General features: G+C 58.4%; 27 protein-coding genes. 23 read left to right on the top strand and 4 right to left on the bottom strand.

Translation table 11 applies throughout. From position 1 onward, the window contains the following. Window positions 1–1095, top strand: a complete 1095-nt coding sequence (gene apbC, locus HKK55_RS19245) for an iron-sulfur cluster carrier protein ApbC (RefSeq protein ID WP_169356122.1) — start codon at window positions 1–3, stop codon at window positions 1093–1095. Between the two features lie 495 nt (window positions 1096–1590). Here apbC and fdxA read toward each other — a convergent pair whose 3' ends face one another. Further along, entirely contained in the window at window positions 1591–1914 is a 324-nt protein-coding gene (gene fdxA / locus HKK55_RS19240; RefSeq protein ID WP_169356121.1) for a ferredoxin FdxA, read from the bottom strand. A gap of 142 nt (window positions 1915–2056) precedes the next feature. Continuing rightward, window positions 2057–4648 carry a DNA mismatch repair protein MutS gene (gene mutS / locus HKK55_RS19235; protein ID WP_169356120.1) on the bottom strand — a complete coding sequence of 864 codons (2592 nt, stop codon included), beginning with the start codon at window positions 4646–4648 and terminating at the stop codon, window positions 2057–2059. Window positions 4649–4844: 196 nt separating this feature from the next. On the opposite strand from mutS, the gene HKK55_RS19230 reads away from it, so the two are divergent. The 22 genes from HKK55_RS19230 (at window position 4845) to recX (ending at window position 21095) form a co-directional block, all read left to right on the top strand. Then, window positions 4845–5579: an XRE family transcriptional regulator gene (locus HKK55_RS19230; protein WP_155581272.1), complete on the top strand. Its 735-nt coding sequence runs from the start codon at window positions 4845–4847 to the stop codon at window positions 5577–5579. A 632-nt stretch (window positions 5580–6211) separates the two neighbouring features. After that, the gene (locus HKK55_RS19225; RefSeq protein WP_169356119.1) at window positions 6212–6550 is read left to right on the top strand and encodes a phage holin family protein; all 339 of its coding nucleotides are present in this window, start codon (window positions 6212–6214) and stop codon (window positions 6548–6550) included. A gap of 22 nt (window positions 6551–6572) precedes the next feature. Next, window positions 6573–7085 carry a hypothetical protein gene (locus HKK55_RS19220; protein ID WP_169356118.1) on the top strand — a complete coding sequence of 171 codons (513 nt, stop codon included), beginning with the start codon at window positions 6573–6575 and terminating at the stop codon, window positions 7083–7085. A gap of 3 nt (window positions 7086–7088) precedes the next feature. Further along, window positions 7089–7700: a phage baseplate assembly protein V gene (locus HKK55_RS19215; protein ID WP_169356117.1), complete on the top strand. Its 612-nt coding sequence runs from the start codon at window positions 7089–7091 to the stop codon at window positions 7698–7700. A gap of 9 nt (window positions 7701–7709) precedes the next feature. Further along, window positions 7710–8042 carry a phage baseplate protein gene (locus HKK55_RS19210; RefSeq protein ID WP_155581276.1) on the top strand — a complete coding sequence of 111 codons (333 nt, stop codon included), beginning with the start codon at window positions 7710–7712 and terminating at the stop codon, window positions 8040–8042. After that, the gene (locus HKK55_RS19205) at window positions 8039–9034 is read left to right on the top strand and encodes a baseplate J/gp47 family protein (RefSeq protein WP_169356116.1); all 996 of its coding nucleotides are present in this window, start codon (window positions 8039–8041) and stop codon (window positions 9032–9034) included. The genes HKK55_RS19210 and HKK55_RS19205 overlap by 4 nt, the downstream gene beginning before the upstream one ends. Next, complete coding sequence (locus tag HKK55_RS19200) at window positions 9031–9759, top strand: phage tail protein I (RefSeq protein WP_169356115.1); 729 nt, start codon at window positions 9031–9033, stop codon at window positions 9757–9759. Before HKK55_RS19205 ends, HKK55_RS19200 begins: the two co-directional genes overlap by 4 nt. Beyond that, a complete protein-coding gene (locus HKK55_RS19195; RefSeq protein WP_169356114.1) occupies window positions 9756–10298 on the top strand; it encodes a phage tail protein in 543 nt (180 codons plus the stop codon). Before HKK55_RS19200 ends, HKK55_RS19195 begins: the two co-directional genes overlap by 4 nt. Window positions 10299–10642: 344 nt before the next feature. Beyond that, the gene (locus HKK55_RS19190; RefSeq protein ID WP_169352807.1) at window positions 10643–11494 is read left to right on the top strand and encodes a hypothetical protein; all 852 of its coding nucleotides are present in this window, start codon (window positions 10643–10645) and stop codon (window positions 11492–11494) included. Further along, complete coding sequence (locus tag HKK55_RS19185; RefSeq protein ID WP_169356113.1) at window positions 11491–11760, top strand: hypothetical protein; 270 nt, start codon at window positions 11491–11493, stop codon at window positions 11758–11760. The genes HKK55_RS19190 and HKK55_RS19185 overlap by 4 nt, the downstream gene beginning before the upstream one ends. A gap of 94 nt (window positions 11761–11854) precedes the next feature. Beyond that, a complete protein-coding gene (locus HKK55_RS19180) occupies window positions 11855–12046 on the top strand; it encodes a hypothetical protein (RefSeq protein ID WP_169356112.1) in 192 nt (63 codons plus the stop codon). Window positions 12047–12048: 2 nt separating this feature from the next. Further along, entirely contained in the window at window positions 12049–13215 is a 1167-nt protein-coding gene (locus HKK55_RS19175; protein WP_155581283.1) for a phage tail protein, read from the top strand. Further along, complete coding sequence (locus HKK55_RS19170) at window positions 13215–13721, top strand: phage major tail tube protein (RefSeq protein WP_169356111.1); 507 nt, start codon at window positions 13215–13217, stop codon at window positions 13719–13721. Before HKK55_RS19175 ends, HKK55_RS19170 begins: the two co-directional genes overlap by 1 nt. Before the next feature lie 174 nt (window positions 13722–13895). Beyond that, window positions 13896–14489 carry a phage tail assembly protein gene (locus HKK55_RS19165; protein ID WP_169356110.1) on the top strand — a complete coding sequence of 198 codons (594 nt, stop codon included), beginning with the start codon at window positions 13896–13898 and terminating at the stop codon, window positions 14487–14489. A gap of 128 nt (window positions 14490–14617) precedes the next feature. Further along, window positions 14618–16519 (top strand): hypothetical protein, encoded by a 1902-nt coding sequence (locus HKK55_RS29315; protein ID WP_237151270.1) that lies wholly within the window; start codon window positions 14618–14620, stop codon window positions 16517–16519. Further along, window positions 16519–16902: a phage tail protein gene (locus HKK55_RS19155; protein WP_169356109.1), complete on the top strand. Its 384-nt coding sequence runs from the start codon at window positions 16519–16521 to the stop codon at window positions 16900–16902. The genes HKK55_RS29315 and HKK55_RS19155 overlap by 1 nt, the downstream gene beginning before the upstream one ends. After that, window positions 16895–17107: a tail protein X gene (locus HKK55_RS19150; protein WP_169356108.1), complete on the top strand. Its 213-nt coding sequence runs from the start codon at window positions 16895–16897 to the stop codon at window positions 17105–17107. Before HKK55_RS19155 ends, HKK55_RS19150 begins: the two co-directional genes overlap by 8 nt. A gap of 9 nt (window positions 17108–17116) precedes the next feature. Further along, window positions 17117–18127, top strand: coding sequence for a contractile injection system protein, VgrG/Pvc8 family (locus tag HKK55_RS19145; protein ID WP_169356107.1), 1011 nt, complete (start codon window positions 17117–17119; stop codon window positions 18125–18127). Window positions 18128–18169: 42 nt separating this feature from the next. After that, a complete protein-coding gene (locus HKK55_RS19140; protein ID WP_169356106.1) occupies window positions 18170–18853 on the top strand; it encodes a glycoside hydrolase family 19 protein in 684 nt (227 codons plus the stop codon). Between the two features lie 129 nt (window positions 18854–18982). Beyond that, window positions 18983–19483, top strand: coding sequence for a CinA family protein (locus HKK55_RS19135; RefSeq protein ID WP_169356105.1), 501 nt, complete (start codon window positions 18983–18985; stop codon window positions 19481–19483). An 83-nt stretch (window positions 19484–19566) separates the two neighbouring features. Continuing rightward, the gene (gene recA / locus HKK55_RS19130) at window positions 19567–20619 is read left to right on the top strand and encodes a recombinase RecA (RefSeq protein WP_169356104.1); all 1053 of its coding nucleotides are present in this window, start codon (window positions 19567–19569) and stop codon (window positions 20617–20619) included. Window positions 20620–20627: 8 nt separating this feature from the next. After that, on the top strand, window positions 20628–21095 hold the full coding sequence (gene recX / locus HKK55_RS19125) for a recombination regulator RecX (RefSeq protein WP_169356103.1): 468 nt from the start codon (window positions 20628–20630) through the stop codon (window positions 21093–21095). 165 nt (window positions 21096–21260) lie between these two features. On the opposite strand, the gene HKK55_RS19120 is transcribed toward recX, so the two are convergent. Then, window positions 21261–22370, bottom strand: coding sequence for a TIGR00730 family Rossman fold protein (locus HKK55_RS19120; protein WP_169356102.1), 1110 nt, complete (start codon window positions 22368–22370; stop codon window positions 21261–21263). A 416-nt stretch (window positions 22371–22786) separates the two neighbouring features. After that, window positions 22787–23227: a PA3611 family quorum-sensing-regulated virulence factor gene (locus tag HKK55_RS19115; RefSeq protein WP_169356101.1), complete on the bottom strand. Its 441-nt coding sequence runs from the start codon at window positions 23225–23227 to the stop codon at window positions 22787–22789. Between the last annotated feature and the right edge of the window lie 106 nt (window positions 23228–23333).

The following is a 23333-nucleotide window of genomic DNA, read 5'->3' as shown; positions in this document are numbered from 1 at the left end:
ATGAGCGCCGTCAATCGCGCAGCGGTGGAAGCCGTTCTTCGCCAGTACACCGACCCTTACCTGAACCAGGACCCGGTCAGCGCCGGGTGCGTTCGCGCCATTGATGTGCTGGGTGACAAGGTCTCGGTCCAACTTGAACTGGGTTATGCCGCAGGTCTGTTCAAGAGCGGTTGGGCGCAGATGTTGCAAATGGCCATTGAAGGTCTGGACGGTGTCAGCGCAGCCACCGTCGATATTCAGTGCGTGATTGCGCCGCACAAGGCCCAGGCGCAGATTCCAGGGTTGGCCAACGTCAAAAACGTGGTTGCCGTTGCTTCTGGCAAGGGTGGCGTGGGCAAATCCACCACCGCCGCCAACCTGGCCCTGGCCCTGGCCCGTGAAGGCGCACGCGTCGGGATTCTGGACGCAGACATTTATGGGCCGAGTCAGGGCGTGATGTTCGGCATCGCCGAAGGTACCCGGCCGAAGATCAAGGACCAGAAGTGGTTCGTGCCCATCGAGTCCCATGGTGTGGAAGTGATGTCCATGGCGTTCCTGACCGATGACAACACGCCGATGGTCTGGCGCGGGCCGATGGTCTCCGGTGCCCTGCTGCAACTGGTCACCCAGACCGCTTGGGGCGATCTGGATTACTTGGTAATCGACATGCCACCGGGTACCGGTGATATCCAGCTGACGCTGGCGCAAAAGGTACCGGTGGCCGGCTCGGTGATCGTCACCACGCCCCAGGACCTGGCGCTGCTGGACGCGAAGAAAGGCGTGGAGATGTTCCGCAAGGTCAATATCCCGGTGTTGGGCGTTGTGGAAAACATGGCGGTGCACATCTGCTCCAACTGTGGCCATGCCGAGCATTTGTTCGGTGAAGGTGGCGGTGAAAAGCTGGCGACCCAGTACGGTGTCGAGCTGCTGGCATCGTTGCCGCTGTCGATGGTGATTCGTGAGCAGGCCGACGGTGGCAAGCCTACCGTGGTCGCCGAGCCTGACAGCCAGATTGCCATGGTTTACCAGGAACTGGCCCGTCATGTTGGTGCACGGATTGTCCTGCAAGAGGCAGGCGCCCAAGCAATGCCGACTATCACGGTCAGCGACGACTGATTCACCTGCGGGTAGGCAAGCCTCGACTGTGTCGGGGCTTTTTCTTGTCTGAAGAGCACTTAATAGAGATCGTTTGGCGTTTACGTAATTGCTGGTGTAAGCATTTACTTACTTTTTCGTAAGTGTTTGGTTTTTTTACCAGACGCGGACAGCTCGAATGGCAGGTACTGTTTTCTAACTAGCTGAAATGTAATAACTATTTATTGGGTTTTTAAATGCAAGACCCTGGATTCTGTCCATTGGATCACGTTGAACTTAATCGGGAACTCTCTAAGATCAGCCCTGTGTCCACGGATTGACACAGTCATCAAGGAACGATGACTCAGGGAACCTCGCAGGATGCGATTCATCAGGATGATGAAAAGGAACACAGGGACTAGGGAAAAAATGTGGGCGGGTCATACCGCCCCTTTTTTTTGCCTGTAGAAAAGTGAAACCCCGTAGGCAGAAACGCAAAAAGGCCCGCAAAGGGCCTTTTGGAGGGCGTCGACGCTATTAGCGTTCGAGGTCTGCAATCTTGCCTTTTTTGCCATCCCACTCTTTAGCATCTGGCATCGGGTCTTTGCGCTCAGTGATGTTCGGCCATATTTCGGCCAGATCAACGTTCAACTGAATAAACTCCTGCATTTCTTCCGGGACTTCGTCCTCGGAAAAAATGGCGAGGGCCGGGCATTCTGGCTCGCACAGCGCGCAGTCAATGCACTCATCCGGGTGGATCACCAGGAAGTTCGGGCCTTCGTAAAAGCAGTCCACCGGACAGACTTCTACGCAGTCGGTGTACTTGCACTTGATGCAGTTGTCGGTGACGACGAAGGTCATTTCTAATTTTCTCCTCAGGCGGCGGCAGCGAAACCCCTTGTGGCGGGGCTCGCGAGGTTCGGGAGCGATAGTCTGCGGGCCAGGCTAAAAGCCCGCAGCATCCCAAACCGCGCGAGATTCTATCAGCTTGCAAGCGTCTGCGTTAGATCCGTGTCTTCAGTGCATAGAGCATTTCCAGCGCTTTGCGCGGCGTCAAGTCATCCAAGTCAAGCTTAGCCAACTCATCCAGAACCGGATGGGGCAGGCTGGCGAACATATCGCTTTGGTGCGGAGCGCTGGATTTGCTGGCAGCTTTCGCGGGGCTGGCCACCGGCAACTCGTGGGGCAGGGCGGTCTCTTCCAGGCGGCTCAGGTGCTCGCGGGCACGGGTGATCACCTCCGTGGGCACCCCGGCCAACTGGGCCACGGCCAAGCCATAACTCTGGCTGGCTGGCCCTGGCAGCACGTGGTGCAGGAATACGATGCGCTCGTTGTGCTCGGTGGCATTGAGGTGCACGTTGGCGACCAGCGGCTCGTTTTCCGGCAGCACGGTCAGCTCGAAGTAGTGAGTGGCGAACAACGTATAGGCCCGCAGGTGCGCCAACCGCTCAGCCGCCGCCCATGCCAGCGACAGACCGTCGAAGGTGCTGGTGCCACGGCCGACTTCATCCATCAACACCAGGCTGCGCTCGGTAGCGTTGTGCAGGATGTTGGCGGTTTCGCTCATTTCCACCATAAAGGTCGAACGGCCGCCGGCCAGGTCATCGCTGGAGCCGATCCGGGTGAAGATGCGGTCCACAAGGGACAATTCGCAACTGGCCGCCGGCACGAAGCTGCCGATATGGGCCAGCAGCACAATTAATGCGGTCTGACGCATGTAGGTGGATTTACCGCCCATGTTCGGACCGGTGATCACCAGCATGCGGGTATCGTCGTCCAGGGACAGATCGTTGGCCACGAATGGCGTGGTCAATACCTGCTCCACCACCGGGTGGCGGCCCTGGACGATGCGCATGCACGGCTCGCTGACAAAGCGCGGGCAGTTCAGGTCAAGGTTCAGTGCGCGCTCGGCCAGGTTGCTCAGTACGTCCAGCTCCGCCAGAGCGGCAGCGGTGTCCTGCAACGGTGCCAGTTGGCCGATCAAGTCTTCGAGTAGCGCTTCGTAGAGCATCTTTTCGCGGGCCAGGGCGCGGCTCTTGGCCGATAGCGCCTTGTCTTCGAACGCTTTCAGTTCCGGGGTGATAAAGCGCTCGGCACCCTTGAGGGTCTGACGGCGCTGGTAATCGATAGGTGCCTGCTCGGCCTGCTTGCTCGGCAACTCAATAAAGTAGCCGTGGACGCGGTTGTAGCCGACTTTCAGGTTGGCCAGGCCGGTGCGGGCTTTCTCCCGGGCTTCCAGGTCGATCAGGAACTGCCCGGCGTTCTCGCTCAGGGATTGCAGTTCGTCCAGCTCGCTGTCGTAACCGGTCTTCAGTACGCCACCGTCGCGGATGATCGCCGGCGGGTTGTCGATGATGGCTTTTTCCAGCAGTGCCGCCAGTTCCGGGTAGGTGCTGGTGGTCACGGCCAGCTGTTGCAGGTGCGGCGCTTCCAGTTCAGTCATTGCCACTTGCAACTGCGGCAGGGCGCCGAGGGCATCCCGCAGGCGTGCGAGGTCACGAGGCCGCGCGTTGCGCAGGCCGATCCGCGCGAGGATCCGCTCGATATCGCCGATTTCCTTGAGCTGCGGTTGCAGCTTTTCAAAGCGATAACGATCCAGCAGACAGGTAATCGAGGTTTGGCGCGATTGCAGCACCGTCAAATCCCGCAGCGGGCGGTTCAACCAACGGGTCAGTAGACGGCTGCCCATGGCGGTCTGGCAACGGTCGACCACCGATTGCAGGGTGTTGTCGCGGCCGCCGGCCAGGTTGGTGTCCAGCTCCAGGTTACGTCGGCTGGCGCCATCGAGCACCACCGTGTCGTCCAGGCGCTCATGACGCAGGCTGCGCAAATGGGGCAGGGCGGTACGCTGGGTTTCCTTGGCGTAGCTGAGCAAGCAGCCGGCGGCTCCGATGGCCAGGGTCAGGGTTTCGCAACCAAAGCCCTTGAGGTCTTGCACGGAGAACTGTTGGCACAGGCTTTTCAGCGCCGAGTCACGTTCGAAGTCCCACGGCGCGCGGCGCTTGGTCCCACGGCGGCGTTCCGCCGGCAGGTCTTTGGGCCAATCGTCCGGAATCATCAACTCCACCGGATTGACGCGCTCCAGCTCCGCCAGCAGATTCTCCCAGCCCTTGATCTCCAGCACCGTGAAGTTGCCGCTGGTGATATCCAGCACTGCCAGGCCGAACAGCCGTTCATCCCCCAGCACCGCCGCGATCAGGTTGTCGCGACGCTCATCCAGCAGGGCTTCATCACTCACCGTCCCCGGGGTAATAATGCGCACCACTTGGCGTTCCACCGGGCCCTTGCTGGTGGCCGGATCGCCGATCTGCTCGCAGATCACCACCGACTCGCCAAGCTTGACCAACTTGACCAGGTAACCCTCCAGCGAGTGATAAGGGATCCCGCACATCGGAATCGCCTGCCCGGCCGACTGCCCGCGCGCGGTCAGGGTGATGTCCAGCAACTTGGCCGCTTTCTTCGCGTCTTCATAGAAGATCTCGTAGAAGTCGCCCATGCGATAGAACATCAACTGATCAGGGTGCTGGTTCTTCAGGCGCCAGTACTGCTGCATCATCGGGGTGTGGGAGGACAGATCGGAAGTGTTTTTACTCATTGGATAGTTAGCAAATTCGTTGGAAGTGATGGGGCAAAGGGGGCGCTTGGCCCAGCATTTTTTGCGATGGGCGCAAGGTTAACACGCAAGGTCGGGGCTTCGCAGTTCACAAAGACGCGGTATAAAGGCACGGCTAATGCATAAATATGCAAAATAGCATTTGCCATCCGCGAAAACTGCCTTCAATATCCGCGTTATGCAAAAACGCAACGTTTCTATCGTCTTAAGAGAGCTGCTGGATCGCGACCGGATCTCCCCCACGGAGCTTCACCGGCGTACCGGCGTGCCTCAATCCACACTGTCCCGGATTCTCAGCGGCAAGATCGTTGATCCGTCGGACAAACACATCTCACGCATCGCCGACTACTTTCGCGTCAGCACTGATCAACTGCGCGGGCGCGCGGCATTGGTAGCGTCGCGGGAAGACGAGCGCGACCCGATGCATTCGGAACTCAAGGACATAAGCCTGTGGGACGACGATACCCCCGTCAACGATGACGAGGTGTCGATCCCCTTTCTGCGCGAGGTTGAATTGGCTGCTGGATCAGGAAGATTCGTCATCGAGGAAAGCGAGAAGGCCAGCCTGCGTTTCGGCAAGCGCAGCCTGCGGCATAACGGCGTGCAGTTTGACCAGGCCAAATGCGTGACCGTACGTGGCAACAGTATGTTGCCGGTGCTGCGCGACGGCGCGACGGTGGGGGTCAATGCCGGAAAATGCGGGATTGGCGACATCGTCGACGGTGATTTGTACGCCATCAATCACAACGGCCAGTTGCGGGTCAAGCAGCTCTATCGCCTGCCTTCGGGGATTCGCCTGCGCAGCTTCAATCGCGATGAACATCCGGACGAGGACTACAGTTTCCAGGAAATCCAGGAAGAGCAAATCAGCATCCTCGGTCACGTTTTCTGGTGGGGCATGTACGCCCGTTAACCTTCCTCTGTAAGACAAAGCCCGCCATCGAGCGGGTTTTTTTTCGCCTGTGCAAACCCGGCAAACCCTTTACCTGCAAGGCCTTTATGCGGCTATGCATTTATTTCGCAAAAATAAATGCATTTGTGCATTGACTGTATATGCATACATGCATATTCTTCATCTCAAGCCAGCCAATAAGGTCTGGTGGAGGCGGCAAGGATGCTGCCAGGGAAGACAAGGACGGCACGCAACATTGGCAAGGACGCCACCCAAGGTGGCACGGATGCCAGGCAATACCGGCAAGGATGCCGACGCTCTTTAGTTCCACCGTTTTACCAACAACAGGCAGCGATGAACCGGCCTTAACGGTTCAGAGGGTTGGCAACTGACCCGGGTGTGCAGCGTAAAGCACCAGAAGCAGTTATCCGGCAGACAGGGATCGTGGTCGGAACTAACAATTTAAATGGACCTGTACCGCGCCAGTAGCGCCGAAAGGTCAAGGACCGCATTACTGAAAAGCCCGGGCAACCGGGCTTTTTGGAATGCCTACCTGAAGAAGGCGCCCTTTGAGACGCAATGGATTTGAAACTCATACGGATTAATCAACGCACCGGCGCCAGGCCGGTATCACTCATTCCAGGAGGCCTGACATGACAAACGAGCAGCAAGCGTTAGCGGAAATGCCTATCTGGCTGGTCATCGTATTAGCGGTGATCGGCGGGGTTTCCGGAGAAATGTGGCGCGCCGACAAGGAGGGCGCCCGTGGATGGTCGCTGGTTCGCCGTCTGGCCCTACGCTCCGGGGCGTGCATGGTCTGCGGAGTCTCGGCATTGATGCTGTGTTATGCCGCCGGCATGTCGATCTGGACCGCCGGCGCCATTGGCTGCCTGACCGCCATGGCCGGTGCCGACGTGGCCATCGGCTTGTATGAACGCTGGGCGGCCAAGCGGATCGGGGTCAACGAAGGCCCACCGCCCAACCAGCCGTGACCGTTGCAAGGAAGCTACTTAAATGATGCTTATCGAAAAACCTTCCCAGTTGCCGATGGCCATCGGAGAAGCGCTGCACCGTGCCTTTCCCGATTTGCGGATAGGCAGCAACCAGGACTTCCAGGGAGCAGAGGATAAGACCGGCGTATTGATCACGGTCGAAGGCAATGGCCCCGGGGTCCGCTCCCTTGAAGGGCGCAAAGCCCATGTCATGGCGATCTCGCTCAAGGCCATGGTTGCTCGCGGATCATTGCCGTTTGATGCCTGTGATCTGGCCAGCCAACTGATGGATCTGGTGCTCGACAACCGTTGGGGCCTGCCGTCCGCGCAGTGCGATTTGCCAGCGAGCATCGTTGCGGTGCCAACACTGCTCGGCACACAACCCGACTACGACACCTGGACCGTCTCCTTCACCCAAACCCTTTATCTCGGTCAGCCGTTGCTCGACGACCCTCTAGGCAAGCCTGTGTTTGCCTGCACGTGGGAAGTCTCGAACATCGATGACCCCGATCAATATCAGGCACTGCCGGGGTAGCCCATGTTTGACGCGCTGTTACGCATGCAATTGGCGCCGATTGTCGAGCGTCTGGCGGAAATGGAAACCCAGTTCGAAGACCTCTACCGGCGTGCCGAAAGCTTCTGCCGGATCGGCGTGTGCCAGGAGGTGGATGCCGCCAGCAACACCTGCAAGGTCAGTCACGGCGAACTGCTTACCCCATCCATTCGCTTTTTCAATCCCAGTGCGGGTGCGCAGACCGAGACACGTATTCCCTCGGTGGGCGAGCAATGTCTGTTGCTCAACTATGGCGGCGGCGAGGGCGGGGCGCAGTCAGTGGCCTTGTTTGGCCTGCACAGCGACCGCTTTCCGCCGGTCTCGACGGTCGCCACGTTGACCCGCCGCCGTCATCAGGACGGCACGCAAAGCGACTACGACGATGCCAGCCATGTCTTCAACTGGAGCAATGGGCCGACGGTCTTCAAGGGCTCCCGCGACCGGGTCGACGTGAGCATCGGCGCAACCAGTCTGGCCATGACTGCCCAGAGCCTCGAACTGAAAGTCGGCGCGGTTGGCATGTTGCTGGATGCCGGCGGTGTTCACTTCAGTGGCCCGGTGGTGGATCACCTGGGCCGGGTCATCAGCCCCAGATAAGGACTTCCCATGATCGGAATCGATCGAAATACCGGCGCCACGGTGGATGACTGGCTGCAATTCGTGCAGCGCGCCACCCGGGCACTGACCACCCCTCTGGGCACCCGGCAAAAGCGTCCACTGTACGGTTCGATGATCCCGCAACTGTTGGGGCAGAACCTGGGGGATGACCTGTTGATTCTTGCCCAAAGCCACGCCGCCCAAGCGTTCTACAACCCGCAGAACGGCATCGCCGATTTTGAACCGCAGGTGATCGTCGCCAGCCGTCAGGGCGCCGGGCTGTTGTTGCGCTTCGCTGGCACCTGGAAAAACCGCAAACAATCCTTCGAGGTAGTGACATGAGCATGCTGATACCTGGCCAGAACCAACTGGCCGAGCCGGCGATCATTGCCGTCGACGAGTTCGAACCGTTGCTGGCTGAATTCAAGGCATTCGTGGTCAGTTACGTTGCCGACCGCTCGCCGCAAAGTGCGGCAAAGCTGAAGGTCAGCCTGGAAAACGAAAGCGAGTTGCTGACCCTGGCGCTGGAAGCTTTTTGCGTACGCTTGCAAACCCACGAACGCAAGTACAACACCCGCATCAAGCAGATGCTGGCGTGGTGGGCCAACGGCAGCAACCTTGACGCACGCCTTGCCGATATGGGCCTGGAACGCCAAGTGCTGGACCCCGGCGACCCGGCGGCCTTCCCGCCGGTCCCGCCGACCCTGGAAAGCGACGACGATGCTCGGTTGCGCTACTACCTGGCGCCTCATGCTCCGGCAGCGGGCTCGCGGATGCAGTACCGCCGCGAGGTCTTCACCCTGGGTGAGCGACCTGCGGTGAAAGTGCAAAGCGCGGCGCCGGGCGTGGTGACGGTCACCTACACCTTCGACCCGGACGGGTATGCCGCCCAGGTCAAAGATGGCAATGGCCGTCGAACCGCCCCCGGCGAGGTGATGGTCACCGTCTTGTCCCGAGAAGGGGACGGCACACCATCGGCTGACTTGCTCGACGGCGTTCGTCAACATTTCACCCGGCCTGATGTGCGGCCGGAAACCGATCTGGTCACGGTGCAGGGTGCGCAGATCTTGCGCTACAAAATCCGGGTGGTGGCGAAGATCAATGCGGGGCCGGATTCAGGGCTGACGCAGGTAGCGGCGCAGCAATTGCTGCAAGCCTATGCCGAGTCCTGCCATCGGCTGGAAGGGCGAGTGGATCCGAGTTGGATTGACTACACCATCCATACGGCGGGTGCCGCCCAGTTGCAGATACTTGAACCGCTGGAGCCGATCGTCACCACGGCATTCCAGGCCCCGTATTGCACGGGCGTCGAGGTGGAGGTGCGCACGCTATGAGTGAGCCCAAACCAAGCTTGTTGCCCGCCAACAGTTCACCGTTGGAGAAAGCGCTGGACCAAGGCTTGGGCCAGTTGCTCGATCGGGTCACGCCGCCATTTCCTGCGTTGATGAATCCGCTCGAGACACCGGTGGAATTCTTGCCGTACCTCGCTGCCGACCGTGGTGTCAGCGAATGGGATGCTGCCGCCAGCGAGTCGGAAAAGCGCTTGACGGTTGCCCTGTCCTGGCAGATCCAGCGCCAGGCAGGTACCCCCAAAGCATTGAGCTACGCCGTCGAGTCGCTGGGGTTCACTCCCAATATCAGCGCCTGGTACCAACAACGCCCCTTGGGTTTGCCTTACACCTTCGACGTGCAGGCGATCATCGGCCGCAGTTGGTCCAGCGGCGACCACAACCGTTTGATCCGCCGCATCAACGCGGCCAAGAGCGAACGGGATCAGGCGACGATCACCATCGTTCACCAGACCCGGGGTGGTTTGCGCGTTGCGGCGGCAGCTGACCCAGGGCTAAGCATCAGTGACGACAGCCACCCGGGCGTGTTGCCTGAAGTGAAACTGCGCGGCGGATTTTCATTAACCAGTGCGGCCCATACCCCGTTGAGTGACGGCGAGCTGTTTCTGTGGGGCGCACTGCCCGAACTCGGGCTGGCTGCCCGGCTTAACAGTGTCGGGGTTGCCCGGCACTACACCATCAACGACTACGACCTCAGGGCGCAGCCATGACAGAAGACATTACGCGCCTAGTGCGCTTCACCTCCAAGGGATTGGATGAAGTGCTGCAGGCAAAGAACCAGGGTTTGAAAGGCGAGATCACCCACATCGGCGCCGGTACGGGTCGCTATGACCCAGACGGTACTGAAACCGCCCTGCGGGATGAACGCCAGCGGGTGGCAATTGTGGATTACGAGGACCTGGGCGACCGCCAACTCAGGATGGCCGCGTTGTTTGATGGCGAGGGCGAATATGAGATTGGCGAGTTCGGCTTTTACCTCGCCAGTGGGACGCTGTTGGCCGTGTATTCGGTGGCCGGGAAGTTGTTGACGTACAAGGCAGCGGCGGCGCGGGTACTGCAGAAGTTTACGTTGGATATTTCGCCGTTGCCGGCGGATAGCGTGACGGTGGTGGTCGGCTCTGAAAATCTTAATGTCTTGTTGACTGAAGAGTTGGCCGCTATGTCCGCTGCAAACATCGACAATATGACTCGGGGTCTTAATATTTTGTTCCGGGTGATGGCGTTAGAGGCTAAGGCTGGAGCTAGATGAATACGGGGTTTAAGGCTCTGACGAAAATCGCGTTGGATTCGCCTGATCAGTTTTCGAAAAGTGCAGCGATGATCAGACACGCCCTAAACTTCTTTCGGACGAAGTTGACTGTGCTTGCAGCAAAGGCAACGACGTACACGATGGTCGCAGTAAGTAGTCGGTTCTTTTTTAATATAGAAAAGGCAGCTGGCTCAAGTCTACTCGGTGGCAACGCTCCAAGTTATTTTGACTGTGCAGGCAGTGTTGTAGTGCTGGGGATGTAGTAGCTGATAACTATCAATGTCTTGTGGCAGCATTTAATGCTGGTGCGAAAAAAGATCAACACGAAATAAGGAAGACTAATCTTGAGTACAGAACAGCAAATTGCAGCCCTTGTAAGTGCCGCGAATGGCTTGACCGCGGCGGTAAATAATAAAATTACCGAAATTGATAACTCGGTATTGGCGGCGGTTCGTACAATCCCGAATATGTCGAAGGAGTTATTTGTCGATGCTGTGGATGGTAGCGATTTGGCACTCGGTACGGCCACGGCACCATTGAAGACAATTGGCGAGGCTATGTCTAGGACGGGAACAACACCCTATGTAATGATAAATTTGAAAGCCTCTCAGGCTCATGAGTTTTCTGGCCCAAATGAACTGATGTGTTATCGGGCGGTATCAAACAAGGTGGTTTTTGCTCGGTGGGGAAGTGGGGATAATCCAATTTTTACCCCCCGAGTTGGCGAATACTCGCCAGGGACCTCAAACCTGCATTTTCTCTCCCTTGAGGGTGGTTCTGTTTACTATCGAGCGGTAGATGTTGTTATGCCGACCGTCTTGAAACCGGGAACCTCAGGTTGGTTTTACTTTGGTTCTTCGCTTTTCTATCGAGGCCACGGTTTAGAGTCGACTGTGCAGGGTTCGGTTTCATTTTCGGGCTCGAAATTAAAACTGGGAATCGGAAATATTTTTTACTCCGGGTACACGGCAAATTATCGAGTCGACATTAATATGACGACGATTGATACCGGTGTCTCTAGTTCTTTTGCGGACCTGACTGGTGGCACGATGGTTCTTTCAACGGTTGCCTCTACGATAACGGGGAATAAGACTTGGGCACATTTGGTTAAAGGCGTAGTGCGTGACTCGCGCGGAAGTTTGTCTAACTTCCTTAGTAATATTAGTAATGTTGTGGCGGATGGGAGTCAGCAATGATCAAGGAATTTAAATATGGCGGTCAGACAATTTATAATGTTACCGCTCAGCAATTGTCTGATATGGGTTTTTTACGGTCCGACATTGACGCTGCTTTAAAGACACAAGAAGCCGCCGACGTAGACTTTAATAGACGTTTGGCTTATCGAACTGACTCTGATCCGCTTTATATGGAGTGGCAATATGACCAGACCGAAATCAAAGAAAAAGCATGGCGCGCGAAGGTCGAGGAAATTAAGGCTCGTTACCCGTTGTCCGGCGAGTGATGCCATGTAACTACCGACACCGCGAAAGCGGTTTTTTTTCGTCCTCAGAAAGCCTCGTAAAAGGGCTTTGCTTTGAACTTGGAGAATTTCATCCATGGCAAACCGCCAAACCTACACCGTCCTCGTCCCATTCCCCACTGGAGGTGGCCACTGGTCCACCGTCGGCCAGGAACTGGACCTGCTGGACGTCGAAGCATCCGCTCTACGCACCGCCGGCCGCCTGGAACTGACCAGCGTCCTGGACACCACCAAGGCCAAGAAGGCCGCCACCAAGAAGGCTGAATAATCATGGCTGAGGTTTTGAACTTCGAGCATAACGGTATCACCGTCAATGCCACCGAATCCCCCGAGGCCATGGGTGGCCTGGGCGACAACGTGATCGGTCTGGTCGGCACCGCGCCCAATGCGCATTTGTCGATCCCGAAAAACGCCCCGTTCCGCATCAACAGCTTCACCGCTCAGGCACTGCTGGACCCTACCGGTGCTGAAGCCGGCACGCTGTATCACGCGGTGTACCAGATCCTCAAAGTGGTCAAGGTGCCGGTCTACGTGGTGATCGTCGAGGAGGGCACGACTCCGGCCGACACGTTGAACAATGTCATCGGCGGCAACGAGCCTGTGACCGGCCGCAAACTGGGCCTCGCTGCCTTGAGCAGCGTCCCGGAAGACCTGACTATCATCGGCGCCCCAGGCTTCACCGGCACCAAGGCCGTGGCGGGCGAATTCGCTTCCTTCGGCAAGCGCATCAAGGCCCGTGTGGTGTTGGATGGCAAGGACGCATCGGTTGCTGATCAAGTGACCTACAGCGGCGAACTGGGCGGTGCCGATCTGGGCTTCGACCGTTGCCTGCTGGTGCACAACATGCCGTCGGTATACTCCAAGGCTGCGAAGAAGAATGTGTTCCTGGCGCCATCGTCCCTGGCCATCGCTGCACTGGCCAAGGTCAAGCAGTGGGAAAGCCCGGGTAACCAGGTGACCTTCGCCGAAGACGTTTCCCGCGTGGTTGAGTACAACATCCTCGACACCTCCACCGAAGGCGATCTGCTCAACCGCTACGGCGTGAGCTACTACGCCCGCACTATCCTTGGCGGTTTCTCGCTGCTGGGCAACCGTTCCATCACCGGCAAGTTCATCAGCTACGTCGGCCTGGAAGACGCCATCAGCCGCAAACTGGTCAAGGCCGGCCAGAAAGCCATGGCCAAGAACCTGACCAAGTCGTTCATGGATCAGGAGGTCAAGCGCATCAACGACTGGCTGCAAACCCTGGTGGCCGACGAAACCATCCCCGGCGGCAGCGTGTACCTGCACCCGGAATTGAACAGCGTCGAGAAGTACAAGAACGGCACCTGGTTCATCGTTATCGACTACGGCCGCTACGCGCCGAACGAACACATGGTTTATCAACTCAACGCCCGCGATGAAATCATCGAGCAATTCCTGGAGGACGTTCTCTAATGTTTACCAACCGAGTCAGACAGGCCATTGCGGCCACCCTCCAAGGCCTGCCGCTGTCCGCCACCGTGGAGGAGTTCACCCCGCCGAAGATTGAATTCGACATGGAGCCCATGACCGGCGGCCGTTTTATCGGCGAGGAAATGGCCAAGAGCGGCAAGGTGTTGAATGCCAAGCTGATCCTGCAAGGTGCCGGTCCGGAAATCATGCTGGCCCTGGGCGTCAAGTTGGGTGAAGACATCCTGCTGAACGTTCGCGAAGCGGGCCAGGATCAGGATGGTCGGACCTTCTTCACCTACCACACCGTTGGCGGCAAGCTCAAATCCCTGGAGGAGGCGAAGCTGAAAATGGGCGACAAGGCCACCACCACCCTGGAACTGTCCTGCCGCACCTACAACCGCATGGACAACGGTATTACCGTGATCGACATCGACGTGCGCACGCAGAAATTCGTGCTCAACGGCGTGGACATTCTGGGTGACGCCCGCCGTGCGGTGCTGATGCCGTAAGGCTGTCGCTGCTCTGTAGCCGCTGCCGAGGCACGAGGCTGCGATGCGTGTCCGCAGGACCGCCCATTGGGACCGCTACGCAGTCCATCGCAGCCTCGTGCCTCGGCAGCGGCTACAGCCGCAACCGCGGACAAGCCCGCCCCCACAGATATTTACTCACCAAGGAATTGTTCCATGGCCTGGATGCCCCCGCTGCACGTCCTGCTGTCCCCGATCACCGCCGACACCGGCGCCACGATCGAGCAGATTCAGCTCAAACCGCTGTTCTACGCCCCACAAAAAGAAGCCCTGGCCCGCGCCGGTGACGACGAGGACGATCAGTTCTTCGAGCTGGCCAAACTGGCCACCGGCTTGTCGGTAAAAGAGCTCGACCAACTCAAACGCCCGGACTACGTCAGCATCGCCCAATACGTGCATGACATGTCGACCCGCCCGGCATCGTACTTCCTGGAAGAGCTCGGCGAAGCGGCTAACGAATCCTCCGAGTCGCTGACCACCGAACAGGTGCAACTGCTGTTGCCACTGGACGCCGCTGGCCGCTCGCTGACGTCGGTCACCCTGGAAATGCCGGCCCTGCGCGCCACCAAGGTGATGAAAAAACTCACCACGGCCAAGGAGCGTGCCGAGTTCATCACCTCTCACTGCACCGGCTTGATGATCCCCGACCTGGCCAGCCTGACCGTGCCCGACTGGACCGAACTGCAGGAGCGCATCGACGATTTTTTAAACAAACCGGCGGCCTTCTTTCGGAGCGCGACATCGAAGTAATCCTCGACGTCGTGCCGCTCATTTACTCGGTCAATGAAGCGGAAATCCTCGATTGGGAAGTCGGTAAAGCATTGCGCCGCTACGACATCGCGATCACTCGCCTTGGCGTCAAACAGGAGTAGAGCGGGATGCAAGATAACTATTCGCTCAAGCTCGCCCTGCTCGATGAAGCTCGGGGCGGTTTTGATGATGGTGATGCGAGTCTCGGGCGCCTCTCTCAGCCTGAGCACTTCGCCGGACGTTCCACCCTGGACGCCGTCCAGGAGCCCTTGTCGGGCTTGAGCCTGGCCTTGGCTAATGCGGGGTTGCAGATCAATGGTTTTATCCTGGAGCAAGGACTGCTGCGGGAAAGCCTGGTATCGCTCAACAACACGCTGTCATCGCAACTGGCGTTGCTAGAGCAGAAGGATGGCAGCGCGGTCGCAGGCTCTACGGACGAACCCGGCAATAAACATGAAGCCTCGCCAGTAGTGAAGCTGGAAATGATCGTCGCCGGTCTGAATCTGTTGTTGAACCTCGTCAACCAGCAACGCGACCTGAAGACCATCACCCACCAGAGTGTGATGGCTGGCGCCATTAGCGTGATCAACCCTGGCGCTTTGGCTCTTACGGCTGAAGGATCAGGGCGTGGGCAAAGCCACGATCAAGCGTCCTGGACAGAAAGCTCGGGTACCAGCCTCACGCTGAATGCGCGGTTGATGGATGTTGCCTCGACGTTACAGCGTCATGCAGAAACTACGGTTTCCAAGGCTTCGGCGCCCGGGCAGGTTGCATTGCCAAGTCCTGACGCCAGCAAGCCCGCTGCACCCGAGAATTCGGTACAGGCCAATCGTGAAGCCTACGAGGCCAGTAAAGAGCGGTTGGTCCACACCATGGACACATCGCCTTCGCTGTTGGAAAACACGAAGTTCAAAGCACTGAGCTGGATGACCGACGGTGCAAACTCGTTCGCCGAGAGTTCACCTCAGATCGCCGGAACCCTTAAGTCAGTGGGCGCCACTTTGGGGCCGATTGTCAGCGGTGTTCTCGGACCTGTACTGGATGAGGCCAAGACTCGAGTCGCAGGTAAGGCACTCGACGCAGTGGCGGCACGCTTGCCCAAAGGGCTCGGTGACTTGCTGAAAGGGAAGGATGAAGGGAAAAAAGGCGACTGCTGTTGCCCTGCTGAAGCGAAAATTTCCAGCATTCCGTCCTATGGGCCGAAAACCCCGCGCAAACCTATGAAGCCGTCCAAGACCCGTACACAAGGTAAACAGAGCCGGTCCGTCAATACTGTCAGGACCGCTAAGCCGGGCAAGACGCAAGGCACAGTTACCCGATCGGTCGGCAGCTCACTTGAGCCTAAAAGGCTGACCTTGGGTAACGCCGCAGCCAAGCCGCCTGCTGGGGTATCGAGTAAGAGCGTTATCCGTGGAGCGCCACCCGCTCTGGGTGTCGGATTTGCTCCGTCGATGATGCCTGTCCAGAGTCAATCCTCCATCGCTCGCGCAACAAAAATATCCACCAGCCGCCTGACAGGAACGATGGCCAAGCTCGGCTCTGCCGGCATTCGCCGATCATCGCCCATGAGGCTGGCCACTGCGGCGTTTGACGTTGTACAAGGCGCAAAAAACGGAGACCTGCGCGCCGTCGGTGCGGGCCTCGGCACCGCCGGCGGCGCCTGGGCCGGAGCCTCCGCAGGTGCAGCTCTCGGCACCTTGATCCTTCCGGGAATCGGCACCGCCGTCGGTGGCGCGCTGGGCGGATTCTTCGGCAGCGATGCCGGTGCCTGGCTCGGCGACAAACTGGGAGGCATGGTCGACCGCTTGCGCTCCCCGGACGAGGTCAGCAAACAGCTCACCAACAATACGCCGGCGGATAACCGGCAAATCACCCTCAGTCCGGTGATCAATATCAGCGGCCTGGACCCCAACAGCGCCCAGCAGGTTGCCACGATGGTGATTCAAACCCTGCAGAACCAATGCATGCCGATGATGACCGATGCGCTGGCGGTTCGACGCAGCGCGACATTGACCGATGGAGTGGCGTGATGCGACAGCAAATGGTGTTGGGCAGCTTCATTTTCGGGCTGTCGCGAGGCTTTGCGTACAAGACGCTGCAGCGCCAGTCGGATGGTGGCTGGGTCAACCTGGACATCATTGCCAGCAAACCCCAGTCGCGCCAGGGCGGGCAAAAACTGCAAAGCCTGACGTTTACCGGCAGTGCGATGCAGGCCTTGGGCATGCAACGTCTGGACGAGTTACGGGCCCTGCAGGATGCACGGATGCCCCTGCCGCTGGTAGATGGTATCGGGCGTAATTGGGGTTTGTGGCGGATCAATTCGGTGGTGGAAAACCAAACGGATGTGATCGATGACGGCACCGCCATGGTGATCAACTGGACGCTGGTGCTGGAGGAGTTCGTCAATGCGTAGGGTACGAAGTATTGCAGGTGATTCGGTCAACCTGTTGCTCTACCGTGAGCTTGGTCGTTGTGATGACGCCGCCGAAGAAATCCTCTGGCGTTTGAATCCCGGGCTTGCCGAATATGGCCCGGTGTTACCGGCCGGTGTCTGGGTGATCGTGCCCGAAGTGGACGCTCGGCCTGCTGCCGTGCGGGCTATTTCGGCCTGGGATTAAGGAGGCCACATGTCGATGGGATATACCCCGGCCATTGAGATTTACGGCGCCAATGCGGCGCTGCTCAATCAACGGTTGATGCAGTGGAAACACACCGACGCCGCCGGTATCGAGTCCGACCGGCTGGAGCTGATGATCAACATCGAGGGCCTCGACGGCTTGCCCAGCCTCGGCGGAAGAGTCGGCTTGCGGGTCGGTTACCTGGAGTCGGGGCTGGTAGAAAAAGGTGAGTTCATCATCACCCAGCGAACCCCGCATCTGTTCCCCATGCGCCTGGCCATCGTGGCCTCGGCGGCGCCGTTCAGTGTGGCCGATCAAAGCGGCTTCAGGCAGCGCCGATCCGCCAGCTACGGGCCGACGACCTTGGGTGCACTGTTTCGGCAACTGACCACCCGCCACGGTTTTTCTCCCCGAGTGGCGCCGGACCTGGACGCGATACCGGTCACCCATATCGACCAGTCCAACGAAACCGACATGGGCTTTATCACCCGGCTCGCCGCCCGCTACGACGCGGTGACCAAGCCGGTTAACGAGTTGTATGTGCTGGCCAAGCGTGGGCAGGTCAAGTCGCTCACCGACCAGCCACTGCCCGATGTTCGACTGTCGGTAACTCACGACAATCGCCCCGGCGACGAGGCCTTTATCAGCGCCAAGCTCGACGACACCGCCCGGGCCAAATACCAGGGTTGCCGTGTCAATTGGTGGGATGCCGGCGGCGGTAAGCAGCGCAAGGTCGAGATCGGTAATCCACCGTTCAAGATCCTGCGCCAGCGTTGCCAGAACGAAGACGAAGCCCGTGCGGTGGCGCAAGGTGAATTGCGCCGAGTTGGGCGCGAAGGGCTGAAGCTGACCATCGATTGTCCGGGCAACCCGCAACTGTCCGCTGAAGGCCTGTTGCTGCTGGATGAAACCTGGCCCCTGTACATGCAGGGCCGCTGGTCGATCACCACCGTGATTCACACCATTGACCCGACGCAAAGTTACCGCAGTTCGATCATGGCGAGCGGGCTGGCGCCCTGAGCTGTGGAACACCCACGAGCGCATTTATTTCTGGAGAATGCCATGTCCATCACCGAGCAGCAGTTGCTGCTCATCCTTCCGAACGCCGGCCGAATCGCCGGCGTTTTTGCTCCAGCCCTTAGCGCGGCAATGGGCGAGTATCAGATTATTACCAGGCTACGCAGTGCGGCTTTCATCGCTCAGATCGGTCATGAGTCGAGCCAACTGACTCGTCTGGTGGAAAATCTGAACTACAGCGCCAACGGTTTGGCCAATACCTGGCCAAACCGTTACGCCGAGCCGAACGGTAAGGGCGGCTACGTCAAAACGGTGATGAACAATACGGTGCGTAACAAACCGAACGCCTTGGCCATGGGCCTTGCCGGAAAAGCCGAGTTGATTGCCTGCGACGTATATGCCGGTCGCATGGGCAATACCGCCCCTGGCGACGGTTGGAAATATCGCGGTCGTGGGCTGATTCAGGTCACGGGAAAGCACAACTATCGTCTGTGTGGAGATGCCTTGGGGTTGGATCTGGTCAGTCATCCTGAGTTGTTGGGGCAGCCATGGCACGCCGTCATGTCGGCGGCATGGTTCTGGTCGGTCAACCGGCTCAACGCCTTGGCTGACGTGAGTGATATCCAGAATATCGGCAGCATTATCAATACCGGTAGTAAAGGCAGAACGCCGAACGGCGCGGCGGCTCGCCGGGTGCTGTATCAGCAGGCGTTGAATGTGCTGACATAATGACGGTTGCGGGCCTGTCAGGCTTATATACGTGCCCTCATTCATTAGCATCCTGTCCCTGTCTGTATCTTGCATGACCGATGGGCTCCTGTAGGGTAGGCAAACGCCCGCCCACTCCTGGAGACGACCGTGAAGGAAATTACCCAACTCGCCGCTGAACTTGGCCGCCGCTTGCAGGTGCTCAATGCCCATGTCACCACTGCCGAGTCGTGTACCGGTGGTGGTATCGCTGAAGCAATCACCCGTATTCCCGGGAGTTCGGCCTGGTTCGAGGCGGGGTATGTCACGTATTCCAACCGGCAGAAGACCCGGCAGTTGAATGTGCCGGAAGTGTTGTTTCCCAAAGTCGGCGCTGTCAGCCGGGAGGTGGTCGAGGCCATGGTGAAGGGTGCTCAGGAGAAAAGCCTGGCGCGGTTTGCCGTGGCGGTCAGCGGTGTGGCCGGCCCTGACGGTGGCTCGCCGGACAAGCCGGTGGGCACGGTGTGGCTGGCCTGGGGTGTGGGTGATGAGGTTACGGCGGAACGCCAGCAGTTCCCCGGTAATCGAGACGAGGTCCGCCGACAAACGGTAAAGGCCGCGTTAGAGGGGCTATTGCGACGAGCTGCACTCGAAATAGAAAAACAGGGGTAGTCGATCCCGGATCTTTGTGGAACAATACTGTCTACTTATACAGGTGTTGGCCGTCAGGCCTTATTGATTACGTGAGGACTTTAATGGACGACAACAAGAAGAAAGCCTTGGCTGCGGCCCTGGGTCAGATCGAACGTCAATTCGGCAAGGGTGCCGTAATGCGTATGGGCGATCACGACCGTCAGGCGATCCCTGCTATTTCCACTGGCTCTCTGGGGCTGGACATCGCGCTCGGCATTGGCGGCCTGCCAAAAGGCCGTATCGTTGAAATCTACGGTCCAGAATCTTCCGGTAAAACCACCCTGACCCTGTCGGTGATTGCCCAGGCACAAAAGATGGGCGCCACCTGTGCGTTCGTCGATGCCGAGCACGCCCTGGATCCTGAATACGCTGGCAAGCTGGGCGTCAACGTTGACGACCTGCTGGTATCGCAGCCGGACACCGGTGAACAAGCGCTGGAAATCACCGACATGCTGGTGCGTTCCAACGCCATCGACGTGATTGTCATCGACTCCGTGGCGGCCTTGGTACCCAAGGCTGAAATCGAAGGCGAAATGGGTGACATGCACGTTGGCCTGCAAGCCCGTCTGATGTCCCAGGCCCTGCGTAAAATCACCGGTAACATCAAGAACGCCAACTGCTTGGTGATCTTCATCAACCAGATCCGGATGAAGATCGGCGTGATGTTCGGCAGCCCGGAAACCACCACCGGTGGTAACGCGCTGAAGTTCTACGCTTCGGTCCGTCTGGACATCCGCCGTACTGGCGCGGTGAAAGAAGGTGACGAGGTTGTGGGTAGCGAAACCCGCGTTAAAGTCGTGAAGAACAAGGTGGCTCCGCCGTTCCGTCAGGCTGAGTTCCAGATTCTCTACGGCAAGGGTATCTACCTGAACGGCGAGATGATCGACCTGGGCGTGTTGCACGGTTTCGTTGAGAAGTCCGGTGCCTGGTATGCCTACAACGGCAGCAAGATCGGTCAGGGCAAGGCCAACTCGGCCAAGTTCCTGCAGGATAACCCTGATGTGGCTGCGACCCTTGAGAAGCAGATCCGCGACAAGCTGCTGACTCCGACAGCCGACGTCAAATCGACTGCAACCCGAGAAACCGCTGACGATATGGCCGACGCTGACATCTGAGCCAAACGATGACAGTTGTACTGGACACACTCGTCGCCGTAAGGCGCACTGCAATGGACCTGCTCGCTCGACGCGAGCACGGTCGAGTTGAGTTGACGCGTAAACTGCGTCAGCGCGGTGCTCCTCCTGAAATGATCGAAACAGCCCTCGACCGTCTAACGGAAGAGGGGCTGCTTTCGGAAGCCCGTTACCTCGAAAGCTTTGTGTCCTACCGGGCTCGTTCCGGCTATGGTCCGGCGCGGATTCGCGAGGAGCTGAGCCAGCGCGGCCTGCAACGTGCTGATATCGAACTCGCGTTACGTGAGAGCGGCATCAGTTGGCAGACGCAGTTGGAAGACACTTGGCGTCGAAAGTTTGCCGGTCATCTGCCCATCGATGCTCGGGAGCGGGCGAAACAAGGTCGCTTCCTGAGTTATCGCGGATTCTCGATGGAAATGATCAGCCGCTTGTTAAGCGGTCGGGACATGGATGATTGAGTGTCCTATGGCTAACGACTTTGCCGCGGTGAAGGGCTTCTGTGGCGAGGGGGCTTGCCCCCGTTGGGCTGCGTAGCGGCCCTAGCCCACACTCGTTCCACCTGAATACACCGACACCATACAAAAAGGCCCGCTATGAAAATAGCGGGCCTTTTTGCGTTTGGCTTATGCCGGTTCTGTCACCCGCTGCTGCGCTTTCCCTTGAGCTTGTGCCCAGTTCTCCGGCAAGTTGATGTAATCCACCAACTCCCGCAGGCGGCCCTGATCACGGCCATTAAAGTTGAACACCAGCCGCGTCAGATGGTTGAAGCGTGGCTCGTCGTATCCCTCGCCTTCATAAGCATGTTGATGAAAGTCCTCACTGAGCCTCAGGTCGGCAAACGCTTCCTGTAGATGTGCTAGTGCGCGATCACTCAGTGGGTGATTCATACGGATCACAAATTGGCGCTTCAACCAGCGGGTGGAGTGGAAGTTGGCGTAGAACTGGTTGATTTCCTCTACCGCTTCCTCGGCGCTGTGCACCATGCGCACCAGCTTGAGGTCGGTGGGCAAGATGTAGCGGTTGGCTTCCAACTGGCTACGAACAAAGTCCAGCGCCCCTTGCCAGAAACCACCACCCGGTACATCCAGCAGTACCACCGGAACCAGCGGGCTTTTGCCGGTCTGGATCAGGGTCAGGACTTCCAGCGCTTCATCCAGGGTGCCGAAACCACCTGGGCACAGCACTAAGGCGTCGGCTTCCTTGACGAAGAACAGCTTGCGGGTAAAGAAGAAGTGGAAGGACAGCAGGTTCTCGGTGCCATCGATGGTCGGGTTGGCGTGCTGTTCGAAGGGCAGGGTGATGTTGAACCCCAAGCTATGTTCCAGGCCGGCACCTTCATGGGCCGCTGCCATGATGCCGCCACCGCCACCGGTAATGACCATCAGGTCTGAGCGTGCCAGGACAGCACCGACTTCCCGGGCTAATGCGTACAGCGGGCTTTCTACGGGGGTACGCGCCGAACCGAAGACAGTGACTTTACGCCGGCCTTTGAATTGCTCCAGGACTCGGAAGGCATGGTCCAGTTCGCGGATCGCCTGCAGGGTGATCTTGGCGTTCCAGCGGCTGCGATCGTCCTGCGCCATGCGCAACACGGTGAAGATCATGTCACGATAAAGAGGAATATTCGGGCTATTGGGGGCAATCAGGTTGAGTTGCGCGTCGACCTGCTGCGTGAGGTCGGTCCCGTTTTCTTGAAAGTGACGGAGCAGGAGGTCATTCGGTTCGTAAGGCATTCAACTTCTCCTTCTTCACAGAACCCAGGGTGCCGACGAGAGATTCGTCGGGGGGCCACGACACTGCATGTGTCGCTGTTGGCCTCGGCGCATGGCCGGGCTCTACACGGGGTTCGCCAGGCCTCTGATGAGCGAGGTGGGCGAAACAGGCTCTGTATGTTCCTTGTGATTAAAAACCTTTGCACTGCAAGCCAGGCGAAGCAATCCTCTTTTGCCCTGAAAATGTTACAGAACAACATAAAAGCCGCAGGTTGCTGGCTTTCGGGATGATTTGATCATGAGCCTATAAAGTCTTGGCTGGCAACAGCTTATTGATCACTCATCACGGAGTTTAGTCGCTGATATGAACAGAGCAGAGGGGCATTACGGAGGGGGTATTGCACGCCGCTGATCAGCGGCGTGCGAAAGGGCATTGCTTACTTTTTCTTCTTCGCTGCAGCCGGTGCCGGGCAATCAGCTTCCTGAAACTTGACCGAGGCTACAGGACGATTGGTCTTGTTCTCGGTGATTTCGTAGCGCATCACCGCACCCTTGGCCATCAGTTCGCGATAACCCTTGTTCAGGCAAACGCTCTGGCCCAGTTGGAAATACACAGCCTTCGGGTTGGCGCGCATTTGTTCGGCACGGTCGGTCTGGACGCTGAGATGATCAATCAGTTGCGAACCTTCCACGGTGTAGGCCACTTCCAGGGTCTTTTCATCCAGCTCCCTTGGCAGATCTTTGTTGCTTTCCGCCGCAACGCTCTGCAGCTTCTTGTTCAGTTGAAGTTCCAGCAAGGAAGCCGCTTGGGCGCCCACGGGCAAAACCAACGCGAGGGCGATGGAGGGGGCGGCATAACGCAGCATGAAACGCAGCATGGAAATCTCCTGATTCGGGTACTGGTGCTATGACCAGCCACTGCGCTGTGCGTTCAGTGGCGCGGGATTATAGGTGACGCTGGGCCAGTACGGCCAGCGTATTGCG

This window comes from Pseudomonas sp. ADAK18 (genome assembly GCF_012935695.1).
Classification (GTDB): domain Bacteria; phylum Pseudomonadota; class Gammaproteobacteria; order Pseudomonadales; family Pseudomonadaceae; genus Aquipseudomonas.
This window is presented reverse-complemented; position numbering and strand designations above follow the sequence as displayed.